Consider the following 22,959-nt stretch of genomic DNA (forward strand, 5'->3'; position numbering starts at 1 on the left):
ACTTATTATATGCGATAAGAGGTTAATTAATGAAAGTTTTACAGTTAGTCCAAGCTTCAAACTAAAAATATGTTTTTTTACAACATAGAAAAAGCCTCTCATCCGTTTACCGAATATATGTAGAGGCTTTTATTATTTGGTTTTATTGTCCGATCTGGATAACTTGTAATGATGCTAATTTGTAACTGAATTGTTCTTGTAATTCAGCAAATAGCTGAACAACATCACCTTCCACTAATGAAAACAAGTTGGTTGAAGTTAGTGCATTAGATGTAATGGATTCTCTGTAAGATGAATCTAATTTAATGGTATTGTTGATTTCAATCCAAAATCTTGATGGGGTACAGGTGAATGCTTTTGCAATTAAATTGACCGCATAGTTAATTTGATAAATCCCTGTTTTTTCTATCTGTAACCCTTGACGAATGATACTAACATCTTGCAAAGGGCCTGGTTTATTAAAAATTACATTTCCTGATACCGATTCTTCTAGATCAGTATATGCAAATCCGTAGGCTACATTTAATGTTCCAGGTTCACCTGGTACTCCAGGAAGACCTTGGTCTCCTTTTGGTCCAGGTTCACCTGGTACTCCAGGAAGACCTTGATAACCTCTTGGTCCTATTGGCCCTCGGTCGCCGCATGGCCCAGGTTCACCTTGTTGTCCTGTAGGTCCTTGATAGCCACGAGGTCCTCTATTTCTTGGGCACTCATGCTCGCAATTACAAATAAATTCATTACACTTTGAACAGCGATTCATGATATCACCTCCTTATCTCAAAAAATTCCGATTTTGAAAGGCCTTGTTCATCTACTCTTATTAGTTACGAATACTAATTGGTATATTCAGAAGTGATCCTCCTGAACTGGATTGGATGGAAATAACTCTCGTTGCATCTGGTTGTTTTGAAGAATTTTCTATGCGGTACTTCCATTCACCAAGTTCATCTACGGGAACTTGGGCGAGTAAGTTGCTACCTAACTGATTCCCTATAAAAATAGAAATTATAACACCAGGTCCAAGTACATCTGATGTTCCTTGAATCCGCCATTCAGCATCTCGTATTCTGAATTGCGATAGGGTGACCGTCAAATTTTGAGGGATAGATGCTACTGTGATTTCATCAGACGAAGTTCCTCCAGGTCCACGAACAGTTAATCGAAAAGTAAGAGTTGTGGGCTGTGTAGGGAATGTAAACGTGGCCATAGCTGCATTCGAATTGTTTATTTGAACTGGTAGTCCCGTGATTTGTTCCCATTGATAACTAGTGACGTCACCTGTAGCACTACCTGCCAATGTTACAATACTTCCTTGTGAAACAACTTGATTAGGTCCGGCATTTGCAACTGGTGCTTGCGCAGACTCGATAACCGTGAAGTTCACCGTATCAGTAGATGGTCCTCCTTCACCGTCAACTGTTAATTGGAAAATAAGGGTTGTTGTTATATTTGGTGCTGTGAAAAATGGTGTTGCACTATTACTGTCGCTTAGAGTAACGGGTATGCCAGAAATTTGAATCCAGCTAAAAGTTGTAATAGGACCTGTTGAATTCGTGCCGTTAAGTGTGACCGTAGTATTGAAAATTACAGTTTTATCCTCACCTGCATTGGCGATAACAGATACAGGTGTATCTGGAGAACCTGAAACGGTTACTGGTATCGTACTTGTTCCTCCGGCAGTAGAAAGGATAGTAACATTGGCGGGTGCGAATGGTAAGCTCGAAGTGAGTATCCCATCTGGTGGGATTAGTAGATCGCCAACCCCAAAATCTTCCACTGATAAAGTAGGGGTGCCAAATGTATCACTCGATGTAGCTTGAATTGTAATGCTTGATGTATCCGTGTCGTAGTTAACGGATGCGGTAATGAAGTCAACGGGTACTGCTTCTTTAATGCTTGGAGGAATGTCGCTCAAATTCGTTATTGTAACTGGAGTAGGTAATTCACCAATAAATCGAACACGAGCAAAGTACTTTCCATTGATACCTTGTAATGTTGTAGCATCTATTCCAGAACCCGTTATATTAATAGTTTGTGGAGTATCATCCGAAGTAGCGAATACATCAATTAATCCACTACCACTTTCAGTTCTTGTGTAGGTCGCCCTTTGTACATCGACTCCGGAAATTGTTGAAATTTTGCCCAATAGGGTAAAGCTTCTCGTTTCAATACAGTTATCTCCGTTAATTCCAGGTGTAGTAGAACGATCCGGCGAACCGATTCCGATTCCAGGACCTTCAATTCTAAAATAGTTTTGAGATTGCCCAAATCGATCCGTGAACAAACTTCCCACAATTGGATGTAATACAGTGGGGTTACCGATATACCCTTCTGGTACAGCTGGTGCTACAGTTGGATCCCATATTAAGAATGGGTGCACACGACTATTCAGTGCAAGATCAAAGTCTCCACCATTTAACCCTCCGATATCCTCTGTGAAATTGATTTCTGCAGAGCCATCCCCATCCGGCTCCGCAATGAATGTATCGACTCCATACGGGTGTGTTACAGTATATTCTGCCTTCGGTTGCAGTCCAGCAACTCGAATGCGCACTCTTCCAAATACAATTTGTTCATTGTCTTTCGGCACACCATTTACAAATGCAGCCTCCAATGCTAAAACAAGTCGAGCCCTCTCGCCTGTCCCTGTCGTCATTTCCGCCTCTGCCTGCATATAAAAAGCTTCTTCCGGATAATTGTCGGGAAAAGATATGGGCTGTGTTGGATTAGGTAAGTCTGTTGGAGCTATTCCAGAAAATGGGTCATTTGGGTCAACATTTAATTGAAGACGCACACCATTTTCATCTTTATACCAAACAGGAAAACCATCAAACGCATTAATCGGTCCAACCTTCATGAAATACCTCCTCAAAATAAACCTGATAATAATATATGTACAATTGATTTTAAGAGATTGGGCATGAATGGCGTAAGATTGGATATATACCTTAGACAAGTTGCCATTGCACTGAGTATTCCATAACTTATATTGAGGTGGAACCATGGATAAGACTACAATCTTACTTCTAGTATATTTGGACATATGCATATTTTTTGGTTTTTATATGTATTTACGGAGAGTCAAGAAAATTATCGGTTTTCATTTGGGAATGAACATTAGCATGGTGATGGGCGGGATGATTGCTTTACTTTCAGGTGTAGTACTCATTCTTCAATTTCCGTTTCATTTTACGTTAATTACTGTGATTTCAACATTAGCAGGATTAGTAGTGGGAGCAATATTTGGACTACTATTCGATTACCAAACTTTTGTGACAGGCTTAACAAATGGAATAGTTGTTGGACTTATGGCACCGATGATCGGAACAGTAATCGAAATGCCATCCATGTTTGTCTGGTGTATTCACATTTTTTTTGCAATCAGTTTATGTACGATTTCAATTTCGATTAAAAGGTCGTGAAGTAATCTTGCTACTCATCATGATACTGCTCATATGGAATTTGGGCGAAATGATTTTTATTTATCGTATATTCAGGAAGAAGAGCTTGTTATTTGATGATCGGTTTACGAAGACGATGTGTATGGCGATAACGACAATTTCTTCATTTACCCTATCACTTTATCTTGAATTATTGTTACCTGAAAATCAGAAGGTTACTTTTCTTATCCCTATCTTAGCAGGGATATTTATCGGTTGGAGGTTCGGTTCTATTATTAAAGCACCTGCAACCCTAAACGGTATTTATAACGGAACGATGGGCGGAATAATGGGAATGATGTTAGGAGCTGTATTGCAAAATCCCGCACTATGTAATATCCCAATGGAGTCAGAAGCATTGATTGCGACAAATATGTATGTTATTGCATTTCTTGTTACTTCATTACACGGAGTCGTTAGTTTTTTCATACGTTATTCGATAAAAGTGTAGGAAGGTTTTTACCTCAAATAGATAAGTATCAGTTTCAATACTAACCATTGTACTCCGTATGCTTGGAAATCAGCTATCAAAGTGAAACTAAATCATATTCATTTTGTTACGCGCTATAAAAAAGGAGGGATTTATTGAAAAAAATCAGTACTTTACTAATGCTAATCATTTTTTTTATAGCTATTTACCTTCTATGGCCTCGTGCAATTGAATTACCTTATATTGGAGCTGTGGAGGAGTGGCCACTTTCTGAAGTGAGTGGGAAAGAAATACTCATCCAAGATAAACCGAAACTCATCACTTTTTTCTTTACCAACTGCCCCGATGTTTGCCCTACTACGATGTGGGATCTAAAAGATTTACAGAAGGAAATGGAGAAAAGAGGAATATCCCAAAATGAGTACTTTATCATATCTGTTACGGTGGATCCTGAATATGATACGAAAGATACAATTATTAAGTATAGGGAAGCCTTTGATATTAATAGCCCAAATTGGTTGTTTTTAAGAGGTACAGAAAAGGAGACATACGAATTTACTAAGTATTTCAATTTTTCCTACAAGAAAAATGAAGATGGATTTCTTACTCATTCCACATCTATGTATGTATTGGATTCAAATGATAATATACGAGCCCATCACGATATGGCAGTAGGAGGAAAGCAAGTAGAAATCAAAAAAATTGCAGATCATTTCCAAGAACTACTCAAATAAATAACATGCCGTTTTTCATAATCGTCTTTTTTTGAAATATTATTTGGAGGAAATCTTTATGAAGGAAGAGTATAAGAATATTGAACTGGAAAAGAAAGCTCCGGAGCTATCGAATAAGGCTCCTTCGTTTTCATCACCAACAAGCGCCGTATCCGAGGAAGAAACAAGAATACTTGCAGAATATAACGAACAGAAAAATATGTTTAAAATGGTCAATTTATATGAACCCCACCGTAAAACACTTACCTTAAAAATGTTTTTTAAGATGAAGAGAAACCATCAAGTTGTAATTTCTTCGGTTACAGAGAAGAACGTAACTCTAACGACGGAGGGAAAAGTAACGGCAATTGGTAGAGATTTTGTCATGCTTACGAATTTACAAAAAAGAATTTGGATCCCATACGCCGTAATTGATGCTGCAAATATCCCCTTTGGTTACCCCACCTATTCGAACTCACATCAGTTTCATATATATGACAATCAACTGCAGAAAAAGCTCATGCTCCATTTTGGTGAAACGGTGACTAAACGAGATGTATTAGTTCAACAGTTTTTTGAAGAATCTCTCAGAACAAACTTGCATTCTTGGAATGGAACATGGGTTGAAGTAGTGACAACTGAACAATCGGTTTTCGGAAAAATATTAAAAACAACAAAAAAAGAATTATTACTCCAAAGATTCAAAACAGAGGTGTCCGTCCCCCTAGATGACATACGATTTGTATCTACTTTTCGCTTATTTTCCTTGTGGAGAAAAATATTGTCTATCAAGTTTTCCGTCTTATATTCAAAAATTAGAGGAGGTAGAAAAGTTGAGTATGAAAGAAGAAAGTTCTTTTCAAGATTATAAAAGTTTATTAGGTCAAGAAATACTCGTCATTACGAGAGCTGTTCAGCTTAACTTATTAGGGCAAGTATTTCGCCCTATTTTCAGTGGGACGGTGTCAGATGTACAAGAAGGACACCTGACATTATCACCGGTCATCATAAAGATGGTAAATGCTCCATTTTATCAATTTCCATTCCCTTTAAGCATCCCACTCGAGCAAATTGTGTCATTTTCTACAGAAATACCTAGTGACTTAGTATTTCCATTAACTTAACAGAAATGGGTGACTAAATGTCTCATCATGATGAATCTCAGCCGCCGATTAATGATATTCGAGAGCAAGCGCTTATTAATTACTTTAAAAGAAACAAAGGGAAAAGAGTGTTTATTTTAACGGAATCATTTCCGTATATGTATATTGGAGAAATATTAAATGTAGTTGACGATATGGTTGAATTATTTGTCCAAACAACGTCCGTTCCCGCATTGGAAGGAAAGAATTGGATTTTGCATATCGACTCTATTGAGGTGTTCTATATTGAAAAAGGGACAGGGGCCAAGATTCCTAATTTGAAAGATTAGAAGAAAAGAGATGATGCAGATGAAAAGAAGTTATCACGTAGTAGCGATTCCAATTAGAATAGTCCTGAACTCTTTCGGTGATCATAATCCAAATGGAATGATGTACGTGTTAAAGGAGAATGAACAGAAAGTAAAAGAGTTGGTCAAAAAAAATCCTTTCTCTCCTGTTGATCTCGTTCAACCATTAGTAATTCGTGCTAATGAAGGAGATGTAGTGGAAATTCTATTTGAAAACAAATTACCATTTAATACAGGTATCCATTTTCAAGAAGCTGAGTATGACGTATGCCAATCTGATGGAGCAAACGTTGGAATAAACAAAGATAGCACTGTAGCTCCCTTCAAAAGTATCGTGTACCAATTACATGTTTTGAAAGAAGGAAACTATCTCTTTTCCGATTTAGGAAATCCCTCAAGCGGAGAAGAAGGCTCGAATTCAAATGGTCTGATTGGAGCATTATGTGTGGAAAATCGCTTTTCCTGGTGGACAGATCCAGAGAACGGAAAAGTATTAAACAGCGGTAAGTTTGCAGATATTCATCATCCATTATTACCTTCATTTCGCGAATATGTATGGATGTTTCACGATGAGATGGAAGTGAATGATTTAACCGGCAATCGCCCACTCAATCATTTCTCCAATCAGGAAGAGGAATCGTTCCACGGGGCCAATTATCGGTATGAACCAGAAAACAGACGTCAGCAGTTGATTTCCGAAGGAGTTGTTTGCCCAAATTGCGAAGGAGAAGAAGTTCATCATGATTCCTGGGTGTTTGGAGATCCATCAACACCGATATTACGGGGATATGTTGGAGATCCAGCAAAAATAAGAATTTTCCACGGCGGAGTAAAAGAAACACATGTATTTCATTATCATGTTCATCAATGGTTTAGTGATCCAAATGATTTGTCTTCTGAAATTTTTGACTCACAAGCTATAAGTCCGCAATCACATTACACAATTCAGCCACTTTACGGTTTAGGTAGTTTACAAGGCTCTTTTGGAGATGTGGTTATTCACTGCCACCTTTATCCCCATTTTGTCGCTGGAATGTGGGGGATGAATAGGATATTCAATACGCTACAAGATGGAAGTCAATGCTATCCGAATGGTGTACCTATAAAAGCATTGATGCCCTTGCCCGATAGAGAGCCACCATCAAAACCGACAAAGGAAAAACCAGGGTTCCCAAATTTCATTCCTGGAAAAGTTGGACTTAAAGCGCCGCGACCACCTCTTGGAATTGTTGGAGGAAGGGGTCTAACTGAATTAGAAAAAAATGCAGCAATTAAGAAACCTAGACCAGGAGCGGTATTTACAGATCCTTGTCCTAAAGATACACCGGTCAAGGAATTTAATATTTCATTAATTGAGTTACCTCTCATTTACAATAAGCAAGGTTGGCATGATCCTACTGGACGGATTTTTGTGTTGGACGAAGATATAAAAGATATTTGTTCAGGTGAAAAAGAGCCGGAACCGCTTGTCATCCATGCAACTGCGCATACTTGTTTCCACATTAATTTTACGAATCGATTGCCGCATATTCTCGACGGCGATGCATTCCAGCTCGTCACCAGGACATACGAAGTAGGTATGCATATACACTTTGTAAAATTTGATGTGCTAGTAAATGATGGCGCTAATGTTGGATGGAACTATGATTCTTCAATTTTACCTGGCCAAACGATTCAGTATTCTTATTACGCTGATGTGGAACTAAAAGCTTGGTTTTTCCATGATCATTTATTCCCGGGTTCTCATCAACAACATGGTGTCTTTGGATCAGGGGTTATCCACCCACGTTTTTCTAAAACCCTCGATCCATCAACTGGAGAGGGAGTTAAACATGGTACGCAAATTACGACAACTAACCCATTAACTCCTGATTATCGTGATTTTGTATTATTTGCGCAAGACTTCACCCATTTATTTAATAAAGATGGGGAACCACTAAGTCCTCCACCTTTTCCAGGTTCATTAGACGACCCAGGGTTATTCGGAGTTAATTATAAAAACGAGCCGTTACAATTTCGCTTAGGTAAGGACAATGATCCAGCATATAGTTTCAGTTCTTATGTAAAAGGAGATCCTATTACACCAATATTGAAGGCGTATGAAGGAGATACAATCCGGATTCGTCTTCTGCAAGGCGCACAAGAAGAGTCTCATAGCTTTAATGTTCATGGACTGAGGTGGTTAAAAGAACGTGGAGATCTGAATTCCGGGTTAGAGAATCAGCAACATATTGGTATATCTGAGTCATTTACAATGGATACCTTTATTCCACGATCTGGAGATTACTTATGGACATTTGAAACTGAAGAAGATTTGTGGAACGGGTTATGGGGGTTAATACGAGCTTTTGATGAGAAGGTACCAGACCTTATCCCATTACCTGATCGCCCACAACCATTAAAACGATCTAAACCTTTGCCGGAATGTACAGGGAAGAAGCCACCACCAGCTGAAGATCCGACATCTATTCCAATAAAAGGGCCAATCCGTCGTTTTAATGTAGTCGCTTTTCAGACGCCCATCGAATACAATTCATTCGGGGATCATGATCCAAGTGCAATCATTTTTGCACTATGGGAAGATATGAAAGCAATAAAAGAAGGAAAGAAAAAACCAGAACCTCTAATCCTTCGGGCTAACATGGGAGATACAGTAGAAGTGACATTAACGAGTTTATTGAAGCAAGAATTATTCCCTTTTCAAGATGGAATTTATCCGTACCCAATTGTCAAAGAACAAGCTTTTTACCCACCGTCTCTTCGCATTTCCCTACACCCTCAATTGATTGATTATGATGTGAAAACTTCTGCAGGTGAAACGGTCGGGTTCAATGGGGATCAAACTGTCGGTCCAGGTGAATCTCGGACGTATCGTTGGTTTGTCGATTCTCAAGTTGGGGCATGTGGCCTGTGGGATATGGCAGATATCCGCAACCACAAATCTCAAGGAGCTTTCGGTGCTTTTATTGCAGAGCCCAGAGGAACAAAATATTTGGATCCGTATTCACTGGAACCGGTCAAAACCGGAGCAAACGTAATATTACGTAATCCCTTACTACCAGATATAAGGGAATTCGTTTTAATCATGCATGATGGATTGAGACTATTAGATACACATGATCAGGTTATTTTTGATCCAATAGATGGTATTTTACTAGCTCCTCCGGAAGTTAGTGAAGATTTAATCGACACGTATGATCAAGGGTCACGGGGTTTTAACTATAGAAGCGAACGATTGATAAACCGGTATCAGCAGCATCCATTTCTTCATGATTTGTTCAGTTCAAAAGTTTTTGATGACCCGGCAACCCCACTATTCGAATGTTATGTAGGAGATCCGGTAACGATACGATTAATTACACCAGCTGAGAGACGAAGATCCCATACATTCCATTTGCATGGTCATCTGTGGCGCTTTGATACAAGAGATATAAATTCGCGTACAGAGTCATTCGCAGGTTTTAATGTGGCTGGTGCAACACGGAATTTGGAATTGTTAGGTGGAGCAGGTGCTTACAATGGTTTTCATGGAGATTTCATGTACCGTGCAGGAAATATTAGATGGGATTTAGAGCAAGGTTTGTGGGGAATCATGAGGGTGCTAGATAAGAAAAAGAATCACCTCCCTCCATTAGAGCAATAAGTAAAGAAAGGTTGTGTACCAATGGGAAAGGAAGAAGAGATACCAAAACAAGAGGAAAACGTTGACTTTTTTATTCCAAAAAAATGTTGTCCTGATCGTTTATCCTCTCCTGAATTCCCCTCGCCGGAAGATTGTCTTCCGCCCGATGAATTAGCGAAACTTAATGAGAAGATTGTAGACGCAAATGAATTATTGTTGAATCTTGCATTAGATGATGACCGGTCCGTACAAGAAACGTACCAAAAGGTTTTCGATGGATTAATCGGTTTACCAGTGGACGTGACAAATCAATTAGATGAATTGATTGAAGGGAGAGTAATCTTATCTGGGTTTGATTTTGTTGCCCTTCGCTATGAAGAAGTCGAGATCCTCATTCCACATGGGCAAATTGAATTTATTAAACCTGCTGGACGGTTTGCAGAGCCGTTTCCTGATCCTGAACTACTAGATATTGATCCTTGTCTTCGTAGGAATTTAACATTTCATTTTGGAGAAGTTGTCTCCTCATCCCCAGAGCTAATTCAACTTTTTTTTAGAATCCCTTTAGCTATTTATCTACTTATTTTCGTAGATAAACGGATTAAGGTAAAGTTAGAAGATACACAGGTAGAGGGAATTCTTACGAAGGTGAATAAAGAGTCAATTGTGTTAAAAATGGATGAAGTAAAAAGTGATATTCCGATAGATAAAATTTTTATGATTACATTAAAAGTAGGCGGTCATATGAAGTCGAATGAAAAATCATAAAAAATTTGTGAAACGCCCTTAAACACAAAAGGTGCAGTGATATTTATGTATGAATTCTAGGGTTTCAAGTGATCTTAAAAATTTACAAAACATAAAAAAATCAGTCCTTGAATACTATAAGGGCTGATTTTTTTTATAGCTGATTATGCGCATGGATTTTCTTTATGACAAGGACTAATTAATATTACATGTGAAATCTTATCGATGGAAAAAATCCACGTCTGTCCCTTTTGATGTTCTCTTTCGTTAGAGACTTCATCAAAATCGTTTTGCACTTCTTCTCCATTTTCACAATCTATTAGATGAGTACTATTTACAACCATTTCAACGAAATTCGATCCAACAAAGATAATCGTTCCCTTAATTTTTATCCCACTTTCTAAATCCATCTCAACTAAGCAACAAATCATTTGCTGTAGACGGGAACTAAGTCCGTCCTGTAATCCGGCTAATCGAACTCTAAAGTTATCACTACACAAATCTTTTCGACATCGACAACAACGATGACAAGTATCACAACATTTATGAGAACAACTGCATTTGCATGAATGGTCTTTGTTATCATGACAGCAACAAATAGAACAACAATGCTTTTCCATATAATCCCCCCTCTCCTCATGCTTACTATTATTATATGAGCGAGTTAACAAAGGGGCTGATTGGTAAACCTATACAAATGTCACATATAAAAATTACAAAAAAGTATTTTAAAATGAAAGTCACTTTTGCGCTCTTAATCTCATTGTTGTGCACCAACATCAGGGGTGAATATATTTACTTATTGGGGAAATAATAGATATCTGAAACTAAATCCATCTTCAACAGCTTCTCTAATTAATACTCTTGCTACCAAGTTTAAAACTGATAGTAAAGGATTTTCTAGTTTAAGCAATATGGTATCAGGTATAAATAGTTATATAACAAATAAAGGATATTCGGCTACTGTATCTTCTTATGCAGGTACATTTAGTAGACATACAACAGAGTAAACGCAGGTTATCCAAGTTGGGTTACAACTTAAGATCATCCTGTATGGGAAAATCATGCAGTTCCAAGTAGAAGTTCTTACTTAGTCATACAGCGAAAAACCTTATCGTATGTAGATAAGGTTTTTAATAATGAAATAGATTATATAACTGAGACAGGATTCATTTTCGTTTTTTTATCTGTCAGTGTCAAAGGATATTGTGCGAATGAATTGTATATTTAGAACTATAAAAACCCCATTTCCGCAATAAAACACAAGGTTCGAATGATTGTAACTGATTTATTAAATCAACGAGATGATTCAGGCTAAAGAAATTAAGTTTTATCTACTTTATTCAATTGGAGAGAATGAAAAGAATGTATATAATCACAAAAAATAGTGAAATAATCCCAAATTGAATAATAGATTTGAATTATTTAACCAAACCCTTTTATTGAAAAAAGATAGCTATTTCAAAAAAACAAAACTCTCTTAACATTTAATATGATGATAGGTCAGTTTTTTTATCCCAATTCATTTTTTAAAATTTCGTAACATATTATTGCATTAGAAGAATGAGTGGAGGTGGTGCTTAAAAACAGAAATGTTGGAAAAGCTTTAATTATATTTATGAACAAGGCTTGTATATCGAAAATTTAATAGATTTGCGCCAAATTTCAAAGCCTACTATATAACAGATTTATGAAGGTAGAAAAAAGACAGAACTATCATTTTATCGTATAGAGATCCCAAAGTGGTGCGTAGGAAACGAATTTCGAACAGTAACGTGTAATGAAAGAATAAGCTTTAACTAATTAGCAATTATTTCTCGAATTAGATGGAAGTGATTTAATAAGAGGTAATAGCAATTAGATACTGATTAATATTGTGGATTAGGAGCTGGTTATGTTGAGCTATTTAAGTGAACTTATAAGTACTGAATTTATTTTCATTAATTTGAAAGCGGTTACAGATGGAGAAGTGCTTTTAACCCTAGCTAGCCATTTGGAAAATGCAAATATAGTTAAAAATACGTTTAAACAAGCAGTCTTAGAAAGAGAGCAACTTACTCCAACTGGCTTGATAACAAAAACAATTGGGGTTGCAATCCCACACACTGACATCGAACATGTGAATAAAAGTGTAATAGCTATCGGAGTTCTAGCAGACCCTGTACTTTTTAGTAGTATGGAAGATCCTGAAAAAAAAATAAAAACAGAGCTTGTATTCATGTTGGCACTACGAGAATCTTTTAGTCATTTAAATGTACTAAAAGAATTAATAGAAGTGCTTCAAAATGAAGAATTATTAAAAAAAATAGTCTCGTGCGCCACCCCAGACGAATTGCGAAATTATTTGATTGGTAGGTGCTAAAGTGAAAGACTTAAAAACCTATATACAAGAATTAACGGAACTAAGAGGTGTTAGCTCCCAAGAGGATGACATTATTTCTTATATGGCTCCTATTTTTGAAAAATATGGTCAAAAAGTTAGAGTCGACACTTTAGGGAATCTAATTTGCTCTTTTCATACCGGAATTCCAAATACCAAAAGACTATTAATATTTGCCCATATGGATGAGATAGGCTTTATTGTTAGAAAAGTTGAACAAAATGGATTTCTTCGAGTCGAAAGAATTGGTGGGGTTCATATTAATGTGTTACCTGGATTAAAGGTAGATGTTCAAGGAATAAAGGGAGTACTCCCGGGTTTTATAGGAACGACTTCCCACCATTTCACAAAGGCACATGAAAAAGGTAAAGTTCCGACAACAGAGGATCTTTATATCGATATAGGAGCCACATCTAAAGATCATGCACACAAGTTAGGAATTCAAGTTGGCTGTATGATTACTTATCACTCAGATTTTACAGAGCTACCAGATAATCTACTTACAAATAAAGCAATGGATAATCGAGCAGCTTGTGCTGTTTTGTTAAAACTCGCAGAACAAATATACCAATGGGTTCCAAGTCTTAAATGGGATATCTATCTTATTGCTTGTGTCCAAGAAGAATTTAACATTAGAGGTGTTTTACCAGCAGTGCGAAGTATCTCTCCTGATGTATCTATTGGGATTGATATCACTCCTTCATTTGATACTCCAGATATGGTAGGTTACTCAGACGTTATTATAAATAACGGACCCGCTATTACATGTATGAACTTTCATGGCCGTGGAACATTAGCCGGAGTCCTTCCCGATTCTAAGCTTTTAAAAACCTTATTTGATATAGCAGAGAAAAATAAGATAAGGATTCAACGTGAAGTGGCATTAGGTGTTATAACAGAAAATGCTTTTATTTCATTTGAGGAAAAAGGAATCGCAACCGCCAGCCTCTCAATCCCTGCTCGATACACTCATACTCCCATTGAAACAATTAGTCTCCTAGATGTTGAAAATACAGTATCCCTTTTGATCTCATTTATTATTCAGCTTGAAAAGTCTACGAGTTTTGGTAGAAGTCAAATTATTAAATAAGAAAAGGAGATGTAACTTCATGAAAACGATTGTTGTTGCCTGTGGTGCAGGAGTAGCTACGTCAACTATTATTGTCGACCGGCTGAATAATTTACTTAGCAAACATGATATTAAAGCAAAAATCATTCAATGTAATTTAGGGGAAATTGACAGTTATTCGAGATATGCTGATCTCATAGTGACCTCGATGAAATTGAATAAAACCTTTGAAATACCTTCAATTTCTGGAATTTCATTTATTACTGGAATTGGGCAAGAAGAAGCGGAAATTTCAATTATAAATTGTTTAAGAACATGATTTGCAAGCATTTCCAATATGATAAGGAGTGAATGTATGAATCTCATAATTGATACTTTTGATTACATTAGTAATCTTGGTTCAATTGTTATGGTTCCAGTCATGATTGCTATTGTAGGATTATTCTTTCGGTTAGGTATCATGAAATCCATTCGTGCCGGGGTTATGGTTGGCATTGGTTTTATTGGCTTAAATCTAGTATTAAATTTGATATGGGATTATGTAGGGCCAGTCACCACAATTTTAATCGATAAGTTTAACCTAAATCTTTCTGTAGTAGATGCTGGGTGGCCAGCTGCAGCGGGATTAGCTTTTGCTACTAGGGTCGGAGTCGTCATCATTCCTTTTATAATTTTAGTCAACATCCTCTTGTTATTTACTAGACAAACGAAAACCGTAAATATAGATATTTGGAACTATTGGCATTATGCTTTTACAGGTGGCGTCATTATGACTGTTACTGGTAATTTTTGGTACGGATTGTTTGGTGCTGCTGCTCACGCTATCATTGCTTTGAAAATTGCAGATTTATCTGCAAAAAGAGTTCAAAACGAACTGGGGATTCCTGGCGTTTCCATTCCTCAAGGATTCGCCATTACAACCGTCCCAATATTCATCTTGCTAGATAAAATCTATGATAGAATACCAGGTTTGAAAAACCGCCGAATTGATAGTGAAGCTATCAATAAGAAATTAGGAATTATGGGAGAACCATTAATGATTGGCCTAGTCCTAGGAATTATCCTAGGTTTAGTTGTAGGCTACGACGGAAAAAATACAGTTGAACTCGGGATTGCTATGGCAGCGCTAATGTTGCTTTTACCTAGAATGGTTAAAGTTATTATGGAAGGGCTTATTCCCATTTCAGATGGAGCAAAATCATTCTTACAAAAGCGATTTAAAGGAACTGAATTTTACATCGGTTTGGATTCAGCTATCCTTCTTGGTCATTCCAATACAATCACAGTTGGAATTTTATTAATACCAATAGCACTTCTGCTTGCAATGATCCTCCCTTTCAATACAACATTACCATTTGGAGACTTGGCTGCTACAAGTTTCTTTATTGCAATGGCTACTCCAATTCACAGGGGTGACTTTTTCAGAACATTAATTAGTGGGACAGTTATGATGGCGATTATTTTAGCAGTAGCGAGTTTTTTTGCACCGATAATTACAGAAACAGCCATAAATACAGGGTTCCAATTTCCAGAGGAGGCTACGAAAATTACTGCTCTTTCAGCCGGTAACTGGATTGCTTATCTGATTGCAATGTTAGCAAAGCTAAAGGTCATTGGTGTTCTAATAATCGCTGTATTGGTTGGAGGAGTATTGTATTTCTTCCGTAAAAATAGAAGTGAAATTTCAGAAACAGAAAATAATGATTAGAGGTGAAATGATGACTTGGTTAAAAGAAGTAATAGGTACGGAAAAAGCAATTATTGGAATGTGTCATCTACTCCCGCTTCCAGGTGACCCTCATTATGAACCGGAAAAAGGTATGGATTATGTTGTTGAAATGGCTCGAAAAGATTTATTGGCTCTTCAAGAAGGTGGCGTCGATTCAGTCATGTTTTCCAACGAATTCAGTCTACCTTATTTAACAAATGTAAAAACTGAAACTGTTGCAGCAATGGCAAGAGTAATAGGGGAGTTAAAGCATCTAATTAAAGTTCCTTTTGGCGTTAACGTATTATGGGATGCAAAAAAATCGCTTGATTTAGCAGCGGCAACCGGAGCTGTTTTTGTTCGGGAAATTTTCACAGGTGTATATTCTAGTGACTTTGGACTTTGGAATACAAATGTTGGTGAAACCGTTCGCCATCAAGCACACCTAGGTGCTCAAAATGTAAAACTCATATTTAACATTGTACCTGAGGGAGCACAGTATTTAGCAGAAAGAGAAATTGAGAGTATTGCGAAATCAACCGTCTTTAATAACCGTCCTGATGCTCTTTGTGTATCAGGGTTAACTGCAGGGACAGAAACAAATTCACAGCTGTTGCAACGAGTAAAGGAGGTTGTTCCTAATACAGTAGTTTTAGCAAATACGGGAGTTCGCCTTCATAATTTGAAAGAACAACTTTCGGTTGCTGATGGAGCTGTGGTTGGTACTACTTTTAAATATGAAGGGAAATTCGAAAATCACGTAGATCAAGCGAGGGTAAGAGAATTCATGATTGAAGTAAAAGCTTTTAGAGAAAGCTTAGGACTAAGGGAATAATTGATGATTATTTCACCTTCAATTGCATCTGCAAACCAGCTGTGTTTAGAGAAGGAAGTAAGACGAATTCATAATTCATACGAGGATCTTCACATCGACATAGAGGATGGTAACTTTATTCCAAATATAACCTTTGGGCTGAAGACGATTAAGGCATTAAGGTCGATAACAAACGTACCTTTTTCATTTCATTTAATGGTTAAAAACCCTGACAGTTATTTAAAGGATATTTTTGAGCTAAATCCAAGCATTGTGTTTGTACATGTTGAATCAATTGATTACATCAGTGAGTTTATTCATAGAGTAAAAGATCAGGGAATTAAATGTGGCTTAGCCTTTAATCCAGCAACACCGGTGGAACCGTATAAATATTTACTAAATCAAGTAGATGCTGTGTTAATCATGACTGCAGAGCCCGATGGAAAGGAACAAATATTCATTCCTGAAATGGTGGATAAGATTAGTATGGTTAGGATTTTCAACCGAAAAGTAAATCTTTGGGCTGATGGAGCTATAAATTTAAATAAACTAGAACTTCTCAAATCGATAGGAGTAAGTCATGTTGTCATGGGAAGGCAAATATTTCACACAGGTAATTATAATGCCACTACAGAGAATTAAAATTTCCTGATTAATCAAAGTGGCTACAACTATTAATATCTTATTAATACTATTCTGATTCCTGTATATACTTGGTAGATAACAGACTAAATGATGTATAAATACAATAGGAAGTAGTAAATCAATAACTTTCCGTGCCAATTCCTTATAAGCAAGTTTGCAAATTGGCAATTCAAAACGTGAATATGAGAAAAATCATTTGAGATATAAAGCTGAAATAGAAAGGGAATCTCAATTAAGTCCGATTTTGACTCATAGATACCCCATTTTTAAAATTAGGAATGTTGATTTATCAGCATTCCTGTTTTTTTATTTACTTCTTTTTGGATGATTTGAATCTTTTGGATTGCCCTTTTTAATAATAAGATAGATTGTATTACTTAGGCAGGGGTAATTCCGTATTTCTATATTTGTCAGTGTCAAAGAGAGCAAATCGATTTTCGTATCTATTGAATATTTAGTATCACATTGAGGGCACGCTGATTATTTTAATAGAATGTACTAATTCGTTTCCCTAAACAATTAACAATAATTATTAGATGTGGCATGTTCTTAATTACTTATAGAAGATTGCGCCACTCCAAATGCATAATCTCATTCAGAGTGCTAACAATAAGGAAGATATGTACAAAAGGGAGCGGATCCATCATGTTATCATTTCAACCTAATTGTTGGTCAGAGCATGAAGAGCTTGAGGTTGTTTTGCTTTGTGCACCATCTAAGCTAGAGGTGCCAAAATTAAAGACTGCTGAGTATGTCGGGTGGAGCTCTTCTGTTAATCATGCAAAAGCACAACAAAATTTCATGGAATTCAGATTTACTTTGGAGAATAGAGGAATTAAGGTCATTGATTATTCAGAGGAGCTAACGCCACATGAACGAAATTTAAGTGATCAGCTGCTTAATCGTTATTTTGTACGGGATCTTGCATGTGTGTTTGGAGACATCATTTTACCAGGGGAAGCTGGGGTTTCGATGAGACGACCGGAGTATGTTCAAGCACATTCGCTCATGGAAAAATGGTTTCCAAAAACCTTTTTATTACATGAAAATGATAATGTGAGAGCACTAGAATTTGGCGATGTTCTAATTCTTAATAGAGATGCTGTGTTAATAAATATTGGAATGCGGACAAGTAAAGAAAGTGTGGAGAAAGTGAAAGAGAAGATTTTTCATGCTGGTTTTTCTGAAATAGGAATAATTGATTTACCACGTAGGCCGGATACACTTCATTTGGATATGAATTGTAATGTAGCAAACGAGGATTTACTCATAGCAAAGAGCTTCGTGCGCTATTTACCTATAAATGTTTTGACAGAGAACGCGTCTCGATTTGAAATGCCAGAGCAGTTTTTAAAACGCCATGGATTTGAAGTAAACTGGCTGGATGAATATAACACCATTCCTGATATTAACTTTTTTAACATAGATCCAGAAACATTATTAATAAGTAAACAAGCACATAAGCAGATGATCAAAAATCATCCTAAAATGCAAAAGAAGAATATTATTGAAATTGAAGTAACAGAGTTAGAGAAGGGTGGAGGAGGCATTCGCTGTATGACACTGCCTCTTAGAAGGAAATCATTAAAATAAGACACTTTGCAATAAAAGTATAGGAGTGATCCTGATGGGGTCAAAAACGAAGAAAGGCCTTATGACGTGGTGGCAATTATCTCTTCTTGGAGTGGGATGTACGATAGGAACAGGTTTTTTTCTTGGTTCAAGTATAGCCATTGAGAAAAGTGGACCTGCTGTATTAATCCCCTTTATTTTAGCTGCAATCGGAACATATATCGTATACGATGCACTGTCAAAAATGTCTGTAGAGCATCTTGATAAAGGATCTTTCCGTTCATATGCTAAGAAAGCTTTTGGAAGGTGGGCTGGCTTTAGCAATGGGTGGGTATATTTGTTTTCTGAAATGCTCATTATGGGAAGTCAACTCATAGCATTAGGGATATTTACGCAGTTTTGGTTTCCATCTTTGTCTCTTTGGATAGGAACATCCATTTACGCTGTACTAGGTTTACTTGTTATTCTTACAGGCATGAAAGGGTTTGAAAAATTTCAAAATATTTTTGGATTGATGAAAATGTCAGCTATAGTCATGTTTATCATAGTGGCTGTGATCCTATTGAGCAGGGGGATGAATGGTCAACCAGGTGACGTCAATTCATTGCTAGATACCTATAAGAACTTCTTTTCAGAGGGGTATAGAGGGATTTGGCTCGCGCTGCTCTATGCATTTTATGCTTACGGAGGAATTGAAGTAATGGGCCTTTTAGCTATTGATTTAAAAGATCCCAAAGAAGCACCTAAAGCCGGGAAAGTTATGATAATTGTACTGACCATCATCTATGTTTTGTCCATTGCTCTTGCGTTGATGCTCATTTCTTGGGGAAAATTCAAAGTAGAAGAAAGTCCATTTATTACAGCTCTTGAAAATTTTCAGCTCCCATATGTGATGGACGTCTTCAATGGAATTCTGATAATAGCTGGTTTTTCGACGATGGTTGCCTCATTGTACGGAGTACTGACAATATTAACTTCGCTTGCAGAAGATCATGATGCACCTGCTTCCTTGGCGAAAAAAGGGAAAATGAAAGTGCCGATACCTGCATTTCTTTTTTTAGTTGGTGGCTTGCTCATAACCATTATCATTGGCTTCTTGCTGCCAGATAAGATTTTTGAATACTTGATAACAGCTGCTGGTTTGATGCTCTTGTATAATTGGTTATTCATTTTAGTGACTTATACGAAGCTAATGAAAGTGTCGCTATGGGAACGAGTGAAATCAATTATAGGAATGCTGTTGATCATTATAACGATATCAGGTACGTTAGGTGAAAAAACAAGCAGACTCGGATTATATGTGAGTCTGCTCTTCATAGTCATTATAGGAATTTGTACATTAATAATGGCGAAAAAATGGGGGAGTAAAAAGAGTGGTTGATAAAAGGTACTTATTTAAGGCGAATTCACAATTTGCCTTTTAACCTCATAAAAGGACATTTGGATTCGCTATTATCATCAAAGCTTAAAAAATATTGCTTCCATTCAAGATTGTCTTCTTTTCCATACCTTTTTAGATCAGGATGAACTGAAATGCCATCATATGCAACAAGGCGTTTACGTATCAACTTTCTCATTTTGAGTCCATGATCAGTAGAGTTGTTAATTTCATCGAACACCCAACGTGGCTGAAATACTATGAGAAGAGATGGGAAATGACGACTCTTTCGTAATGTATGAGCAGGTGTGGCACAGAAAACAAAATAAGATTCTCCATCAAAACAAAATTCCCATTTATGATGAGAGGGATCTATTGGCATATCTGTTGGCCAATCTTTTTCATCAAATGTTGTCAGCTTATTTAATATGGACCAAAATAATTTGCGATAATCCTCCCAGTCATAGTCTTCAATAATATCCTCTGGTGTTTCCAAGAAAATAGCTAAAGCGGTATTTTTCCCTGCATCGCGTGAACATTTTCCATAGGTCATTAAGCAGTTTGCAAGATCATTTATTGAACTTAGTTCCCGAGGATCTCCTACAAAACTAAATCTAAGGTAATTCGATAAAAATCCATGTCTTGCTGGGAAACACGGATACGTATTGTCTTCATCTGCAATCATGGAAGAGAAGGATGTATAAGCTGATTGTTGCCATAATGGAAGTGTTTCAAAATGTACATCTATCCAGTGTTTTTCTAAAAGACCTTTCACTTCAGACGCCTCCTTCTATACTTAATTACTTTATTAAAGGAGGTACAAATGGGTGACTATCGGTCTAGAGCTATTTGAAAATCATCAGTTATGCTTTATATCTAAAAGATAAACTAAAACCAGGAATTGATAAACTTTCTAAAATTGTTAACTACGGCTATGAAATTATCCCCCAAGAAGATGCCTAGATATATGCCAATACTGTAGATCCTTAGCTATTTATTATTATTTTCAGGTTAGGAATATTCGGGGCAGTATTGTCAAAACATCTGATATGTATAGCTAAGTGCAACTATTATCGAGCTAGACTCTTTCAAAATATTTTAGTTGACTATTTACCCCTTGGGGTATAATATGGTGTTTGTAAGTAAGTTGTCAACGATTTGCGAAAGTATGAGTGTATGAATATGAACGATAATACAAAAGTGAGTAATTGGTTATAACTTATTGAAGTAAAGTTCCAGTGCTAGCATTTCTTCGAAGGTTGGACGAAGGAAAGAGTTACAAGTAGGTCATCGTACAGCGTAGTGCAGTACATTCTAGTTTCTAGTGAAAATTTGTGTAATAGTTACAGACAAATACAGTCTACTGAAATGTATTTAAAGAGCAGATGAAGACAACTCAAAAAAGTGTTTAAAGAAACAGTAAATGTAGTCGGGAAAAGTCACTAAGGCTTACGACTATTTATTTTTAAAAGAAATAATACCCCTGGTGGTATAGAGGAGTTTGGAATGGAGAAGAAAAGAACAACAATCGTATTATTTAGCGGTGATTATGATAAGGCGATGGCAGCTTACATTATTGCAAATGGGGCAGCCGCATATGATCATGAAGTAACAATTTTCCACACTTTTTGGGGAATTAATGCACTTCGTAAACAAGAAGATGTAAAAGCGAAGAAAGGTTTCCTTGAAAAAATGTTTGGCAAAATGATGCCACGTGGTGCAGAACAACTCGGTTTATCAAAAATGCAAATGATGGGTATGGGCCCAAAAATGATTAAGCACGTTATGAACAAACATAATGCCTTAACATTAACGCAATTGATTAATATGGCACAGGAACAAGATATTAAATTAGTATCCTGTACGATGACAATGGATCTACTCGGACTTCAACAAGATGAATTAATAGACGGAGTACATTATGCAGGCGTTGCAGCGTACCTAGCAGATGCTGAAGACGGCAATGTTAACTTATTCATCTAAAGAGAATTTTATGGGAATAGCAAAATTGATTGAAGTGAGCGTTTTCATATTGATTTAGTATATAAAACAATCAGGCTGTGAGCAGTAATTGATTTAATACATGTTGAAAGAGCAGAATTACAAGCTGGTCATTTTCTTGGCGTTATAAATTTTCCACTCGAGTTGTAAGAACTTAAAATGCATATGGTAAATAAAAATACACCTTAAATTTTGGTTTGTCGTTTTCAAATCGTAGTAATGGTCAAACAGCGACACTTTTAGAAAACCGAGTGATGATGTAACGAACATGGTTGGTAATATGCTGGAGTGGAAAGGCACTGTAGGATAAAATATATTTTTTTATTATAAATAATACCCCTATAGGTATGGAGGTTTAAGAGATGTTAAAGGCAGATATACAATTAGATACTAAGGGGCTTGCTTGCCCAATGCCAATCGTCAAAACGAAAAAAGCAATGGAAGGCTTAGTAGATGGTGAAATTCTTGAGGTACAAGCAACAGATAAAGGATCAAAGGCAGATTTAGCTGCATGGGCAGGCAATATTGGACATCAGTATATTGGTACTATTGAAGAGAATGAAATCCTATTTCACTATATTCGTAAATGTTCAAAAGACATAAATGTGGAAGAAACATTTGAATATACCATTTCAATTGAAGAAATCACAGGTCGTCCTGGAGTGATCCTAGACGTTCGTGAAGAAGTTGAATACGCATTCGGTCATATAGAAGGTGCAATATCCATTCCAATGGGCGAGCTTGATGCACGGATAAAAGAATTAGATATGGATACGGAAATTTATGTGATTTGCCGAACAGGTAAACGTAGTGATATGGCGGCACATAAGTTAGCAAACGCTGGATTTAATAAGGTATACAACGTACTACCAGGGATGACAGCCTGGACAGGTGAATTAACAAAAAATATATAATATGTATTAAATACAACTTTTCATCCGTGCAGTAGGAGTATTTTCTACTGCATAAAAAATTGGAAAAATAATACCT

General features: G+C 36.7%; 21 protein-coding genes. 18 read left to right on the forward strand and 3 right to left on the reverse strand.

The window, feature by feature from the left end:
• Positions 1–142: 142 nt before the first annotated feature.
• On the reverse strand, positions 143–760 hold the full coding sequence (locus tag AC3IS5_RS07330; RefSeq protein ID WP_489427201.1) for a collagen-like triple helix repeat-containing protein: 618 nt from the start codon (positions 758–760) through the stop codon (positions 143–145).
• A 60-nt stretch (positions 761–820) separates the two neighbouring features.
• On the reverse strand, positions 821–2,857 hold the full coding sequence (locus AC3IS5_RS07335; protein WP_489427202.1) for a PKD domain-containing protein: 2,037 nt from the start codon (positions 2,855–2,857) through the stop codon (positions 821–823).
• A gap of 145 nt (positions 2,858–3,002) precedes the next feature.
• Between AC3IS5_RS07335 and AC3IS5_RS07340 the strand changes: the two genes are divergently transcribed.
• The 16 genes from AC3IS5_RS07340 (at position 3,003) to AC3IS5_RS07415 (ending at position 19,971) form a co-directional block, all read left to right on the forward strand.
• On the forward strand, positions 3,003–3,422 hold the full coding sequence (locus AC3IS5_RS07340; RefSeq protein ID WP_489427203.1) for a hypothetical protein: 420 nt from the start codon (positions 3,003–3,005) through the stop codon (positions 3,420–3,422).
• An 85-nt stretch (positions 3,423–3,507) separates the two neighbouring features.
• Positions 3,508–3,891, forward strand: coding sequence for a hypothetical protein (locus AC3IS5_RS07345; RefSeq protein ID WP_489427204.1), 384 nt, complete (start codon positions 3,508–3,510; stop codon positions 3,889–3,891).
• Between the two features lie 134 nt (positions 3,892–4,025).
• Positions 4,026–4,604 (forward strand): SCO family protein, encoded by a 579-nt coding sequence (locus AC3IS5_RS07350; protein ID WP_489427205.1) that lies wholly within the window; start codon positions 4,026–4,028, stop codon positions 4,602–4,604.
• A 58-nt stretch (positions 4,605–4,662) separates the two neighbouring features.
• Positions 4,663–5,454, forward strand: coding sequence for a hypothetical protein (locus AC3IS5_RS07355; RefSeq protein WP_489427206.1), 792 nt, complete (start codon positions 4,663–4,665; stop codon positions 5,452–5,454).
• Positions 5,423–5,707 (forward strand): hypothetical protein, encoded by a 285-nt coding sequence (locus AC3IS5_RS07360; protein ID WP_489427834.1) that lies wholly within the window; start codon positions 5,423–5,425, stop codon positions 5,705–5,707. Before AC3IS5_RS07355 ends, AC3IS5_RS07360 begins: the two co-directional genes overlap by 32 nt.
• A gap of 17 nt (positions 5,708–5,724) precedes the next feature.
• Complete coding sequence (locus AC3IS5_RS07365) at positions 5,725–6,015, forward strand: hypothetical protein (RefSeq protein WP_489427207.1); 291 nt, start codon at positions 5,725–5,727, stop codon at positions 6,013–6,015.
• 19 nt (positions 6,016–6,034) lie between these two features.
• The gene (locus AC3IS5_RS07370; RefSeq protein ID WP_489427208.1) at positions 6,035–9,676 is read left to right on the forward strand and encodes a copper oxidase; all 3,642 of its coding nucleotides are present in this window, start codon (positions 6,035–6,037) and stop codon (positions 9,674–9,676) included.
• Between the two features lie 21 nt (positions 9,677–9,697).
• A complete protein-coding gene (locus AC3IS5_RS07375; RefSeq protein WP_489427209.1) occupies positions 9,698–10,423 on the forward strand; it encodes a hypothetical protein in 726 nt (241 codons plus the stop codon).
• Between the two features lie 1,873 nt (positions 10,424–12,296).
• Positions 12,297–12,764, forward strand: coding sequence for a PTS sugar transporter subunit IIA (locus AC3IS5_RS07380; RefSeq protein WP_489427210.1), 468 nt, complete (start codon positions 12,297–12,299; stop codon positions 12,762–12,764).
• Between the two features lies 1 nt (position 12,765).
• A complete protein-coding gene (locus AC3IS5_RS07385; protein WP_489427211.1) occupies positions 12,766–13,872 on the forward strand; it encodes a M42 family metallopeptidase in 1,107 nt (368 codons plus the stop codon).
• 19 nt (positions 13,873–13,891) lie between these two features.
• Positions 13,892–14,170 (forward strand): PTS sugar transporter subunit IIB, encoded by a 279-nt coding sequence (locus AC3IS5_RS07390; protein ID WP_489427212.1) that lies wholly within the window; start codon positions 13,892–13,894, stop codon positions 14,168–14,170.
• 36 nt (positions 14,171–14,206) lie between these two features.
• A complete protein-coding gene (locus AC3IS5_RS07395; protein WP_489427213.1) occupies positions 14,207–15,559 on the forward strand; it encodes a PTS galactitol transporter subunit IIC in 1,353 nt (450 codons plus the stop codon).
• Between the two features lie 10 nt (positions 15,560–15,569).
• Positions 15,570–16,394, forward strand: a complete 825-nt coding sequence (locus AC3IS5_RS07400; protein WP_489427214.1) for a BtpA/SgcQ family protein — start codon at positions 15,570–15,572, stop codon at positions 16,392–16,394.
• 3 nt (positions 16,395–16,397) lie between these two features.
• Positions 16,398–17,015, forward strand: a complete 618-nt coding sequence (locus AC3IS5_RS07405; protein WP_489427215.1) for a ribulose-phosphate 3-epimerase — start codon at positions 16,398–16,400, stop codon at positions 17,013–17,015.
• A 648-nt stretch (positions 17,016–17,663) separates the two neighbouring features.
• A complete protein-coding gene (locus tag AC3IS5_RS07410) occupies positions 17,664–18,611 on the forward strand; it encodes an arginine deiminase family protein (RefSeq protein ID WP_489427216.1) in 948 nt (315 codons plus the stop codon).
• 34 nt (positions 18,612–18,645) lie between these two features.
• Positions 18,646–19,971 carry an amino acid permease gene (locus AC3IS5_RS07415; RefSeq protein ID WP_489427217.1) on the forward strand — a complete coding sequence of 442 codons (1,326 nt, stop codon included), beginning with the start codon at positions 18,646–18,648 and terminating at the stop codon, positions 19,969–19,971.
• A gap of 25 nt (positions 19,972–19,996) precedes the next feature.
• Here AC3IS5_RS07415 and AC3IS5_RS07420 read toward each other — a convergent pair whose 3' ends face one another.
• Positions 19,997–20,743 carry a YqcI/YcgG family protein gene (locus tag AC3IS5_RS07420; RefSeq protein ID WP_489427218.1) on the reverse strand — a complete coding sequence of 249 codons (747 nt, stop codon included), beginning with the start codon at positions 20,741–20,743 and terminating at the stop codon, positions 19,997–19,999.
• A 731-nt stretch (positions 20,744–21,474) separates the two neighbouring features.
• Between AC3IS5_RS07420 and AC3IS5_RS07425 the strand changes: the two genes are divergently transcribed.
• On the forward strand, positions 21,475–21,951 hold the full coding sequence (locus AC3IS5_RS07425; RefSeq protein ID WP_427780950.1) for a DsrE/DsrF/DrsH-like family protein: 477 nt from the start codon (positions 21,475–21,477) through the stop codon (positions 21,949–21,951).
• A gap of 380 nt (positions 21,952–22,331) precedes the next feature.
• The gene (locus tag AC3IS5_RS07430; RefSeq protein WP_489427219.1) at positions 22,332–22,883 is read left to right on the forward strand and encodes a sulfurtransferase TusA family protein; all 552 of its coding nucleotides are present in this window, start codon (positions 22,332–22,334) and stop codon (positions 22,881–22,883) included.
• The last annotated feature ends 76 nt before the right edge of the window (positions 22,884–22,959 follow it).

It is taken from the genome of Viridibacillus sp. KH_047, assembly GCF_057838945.1.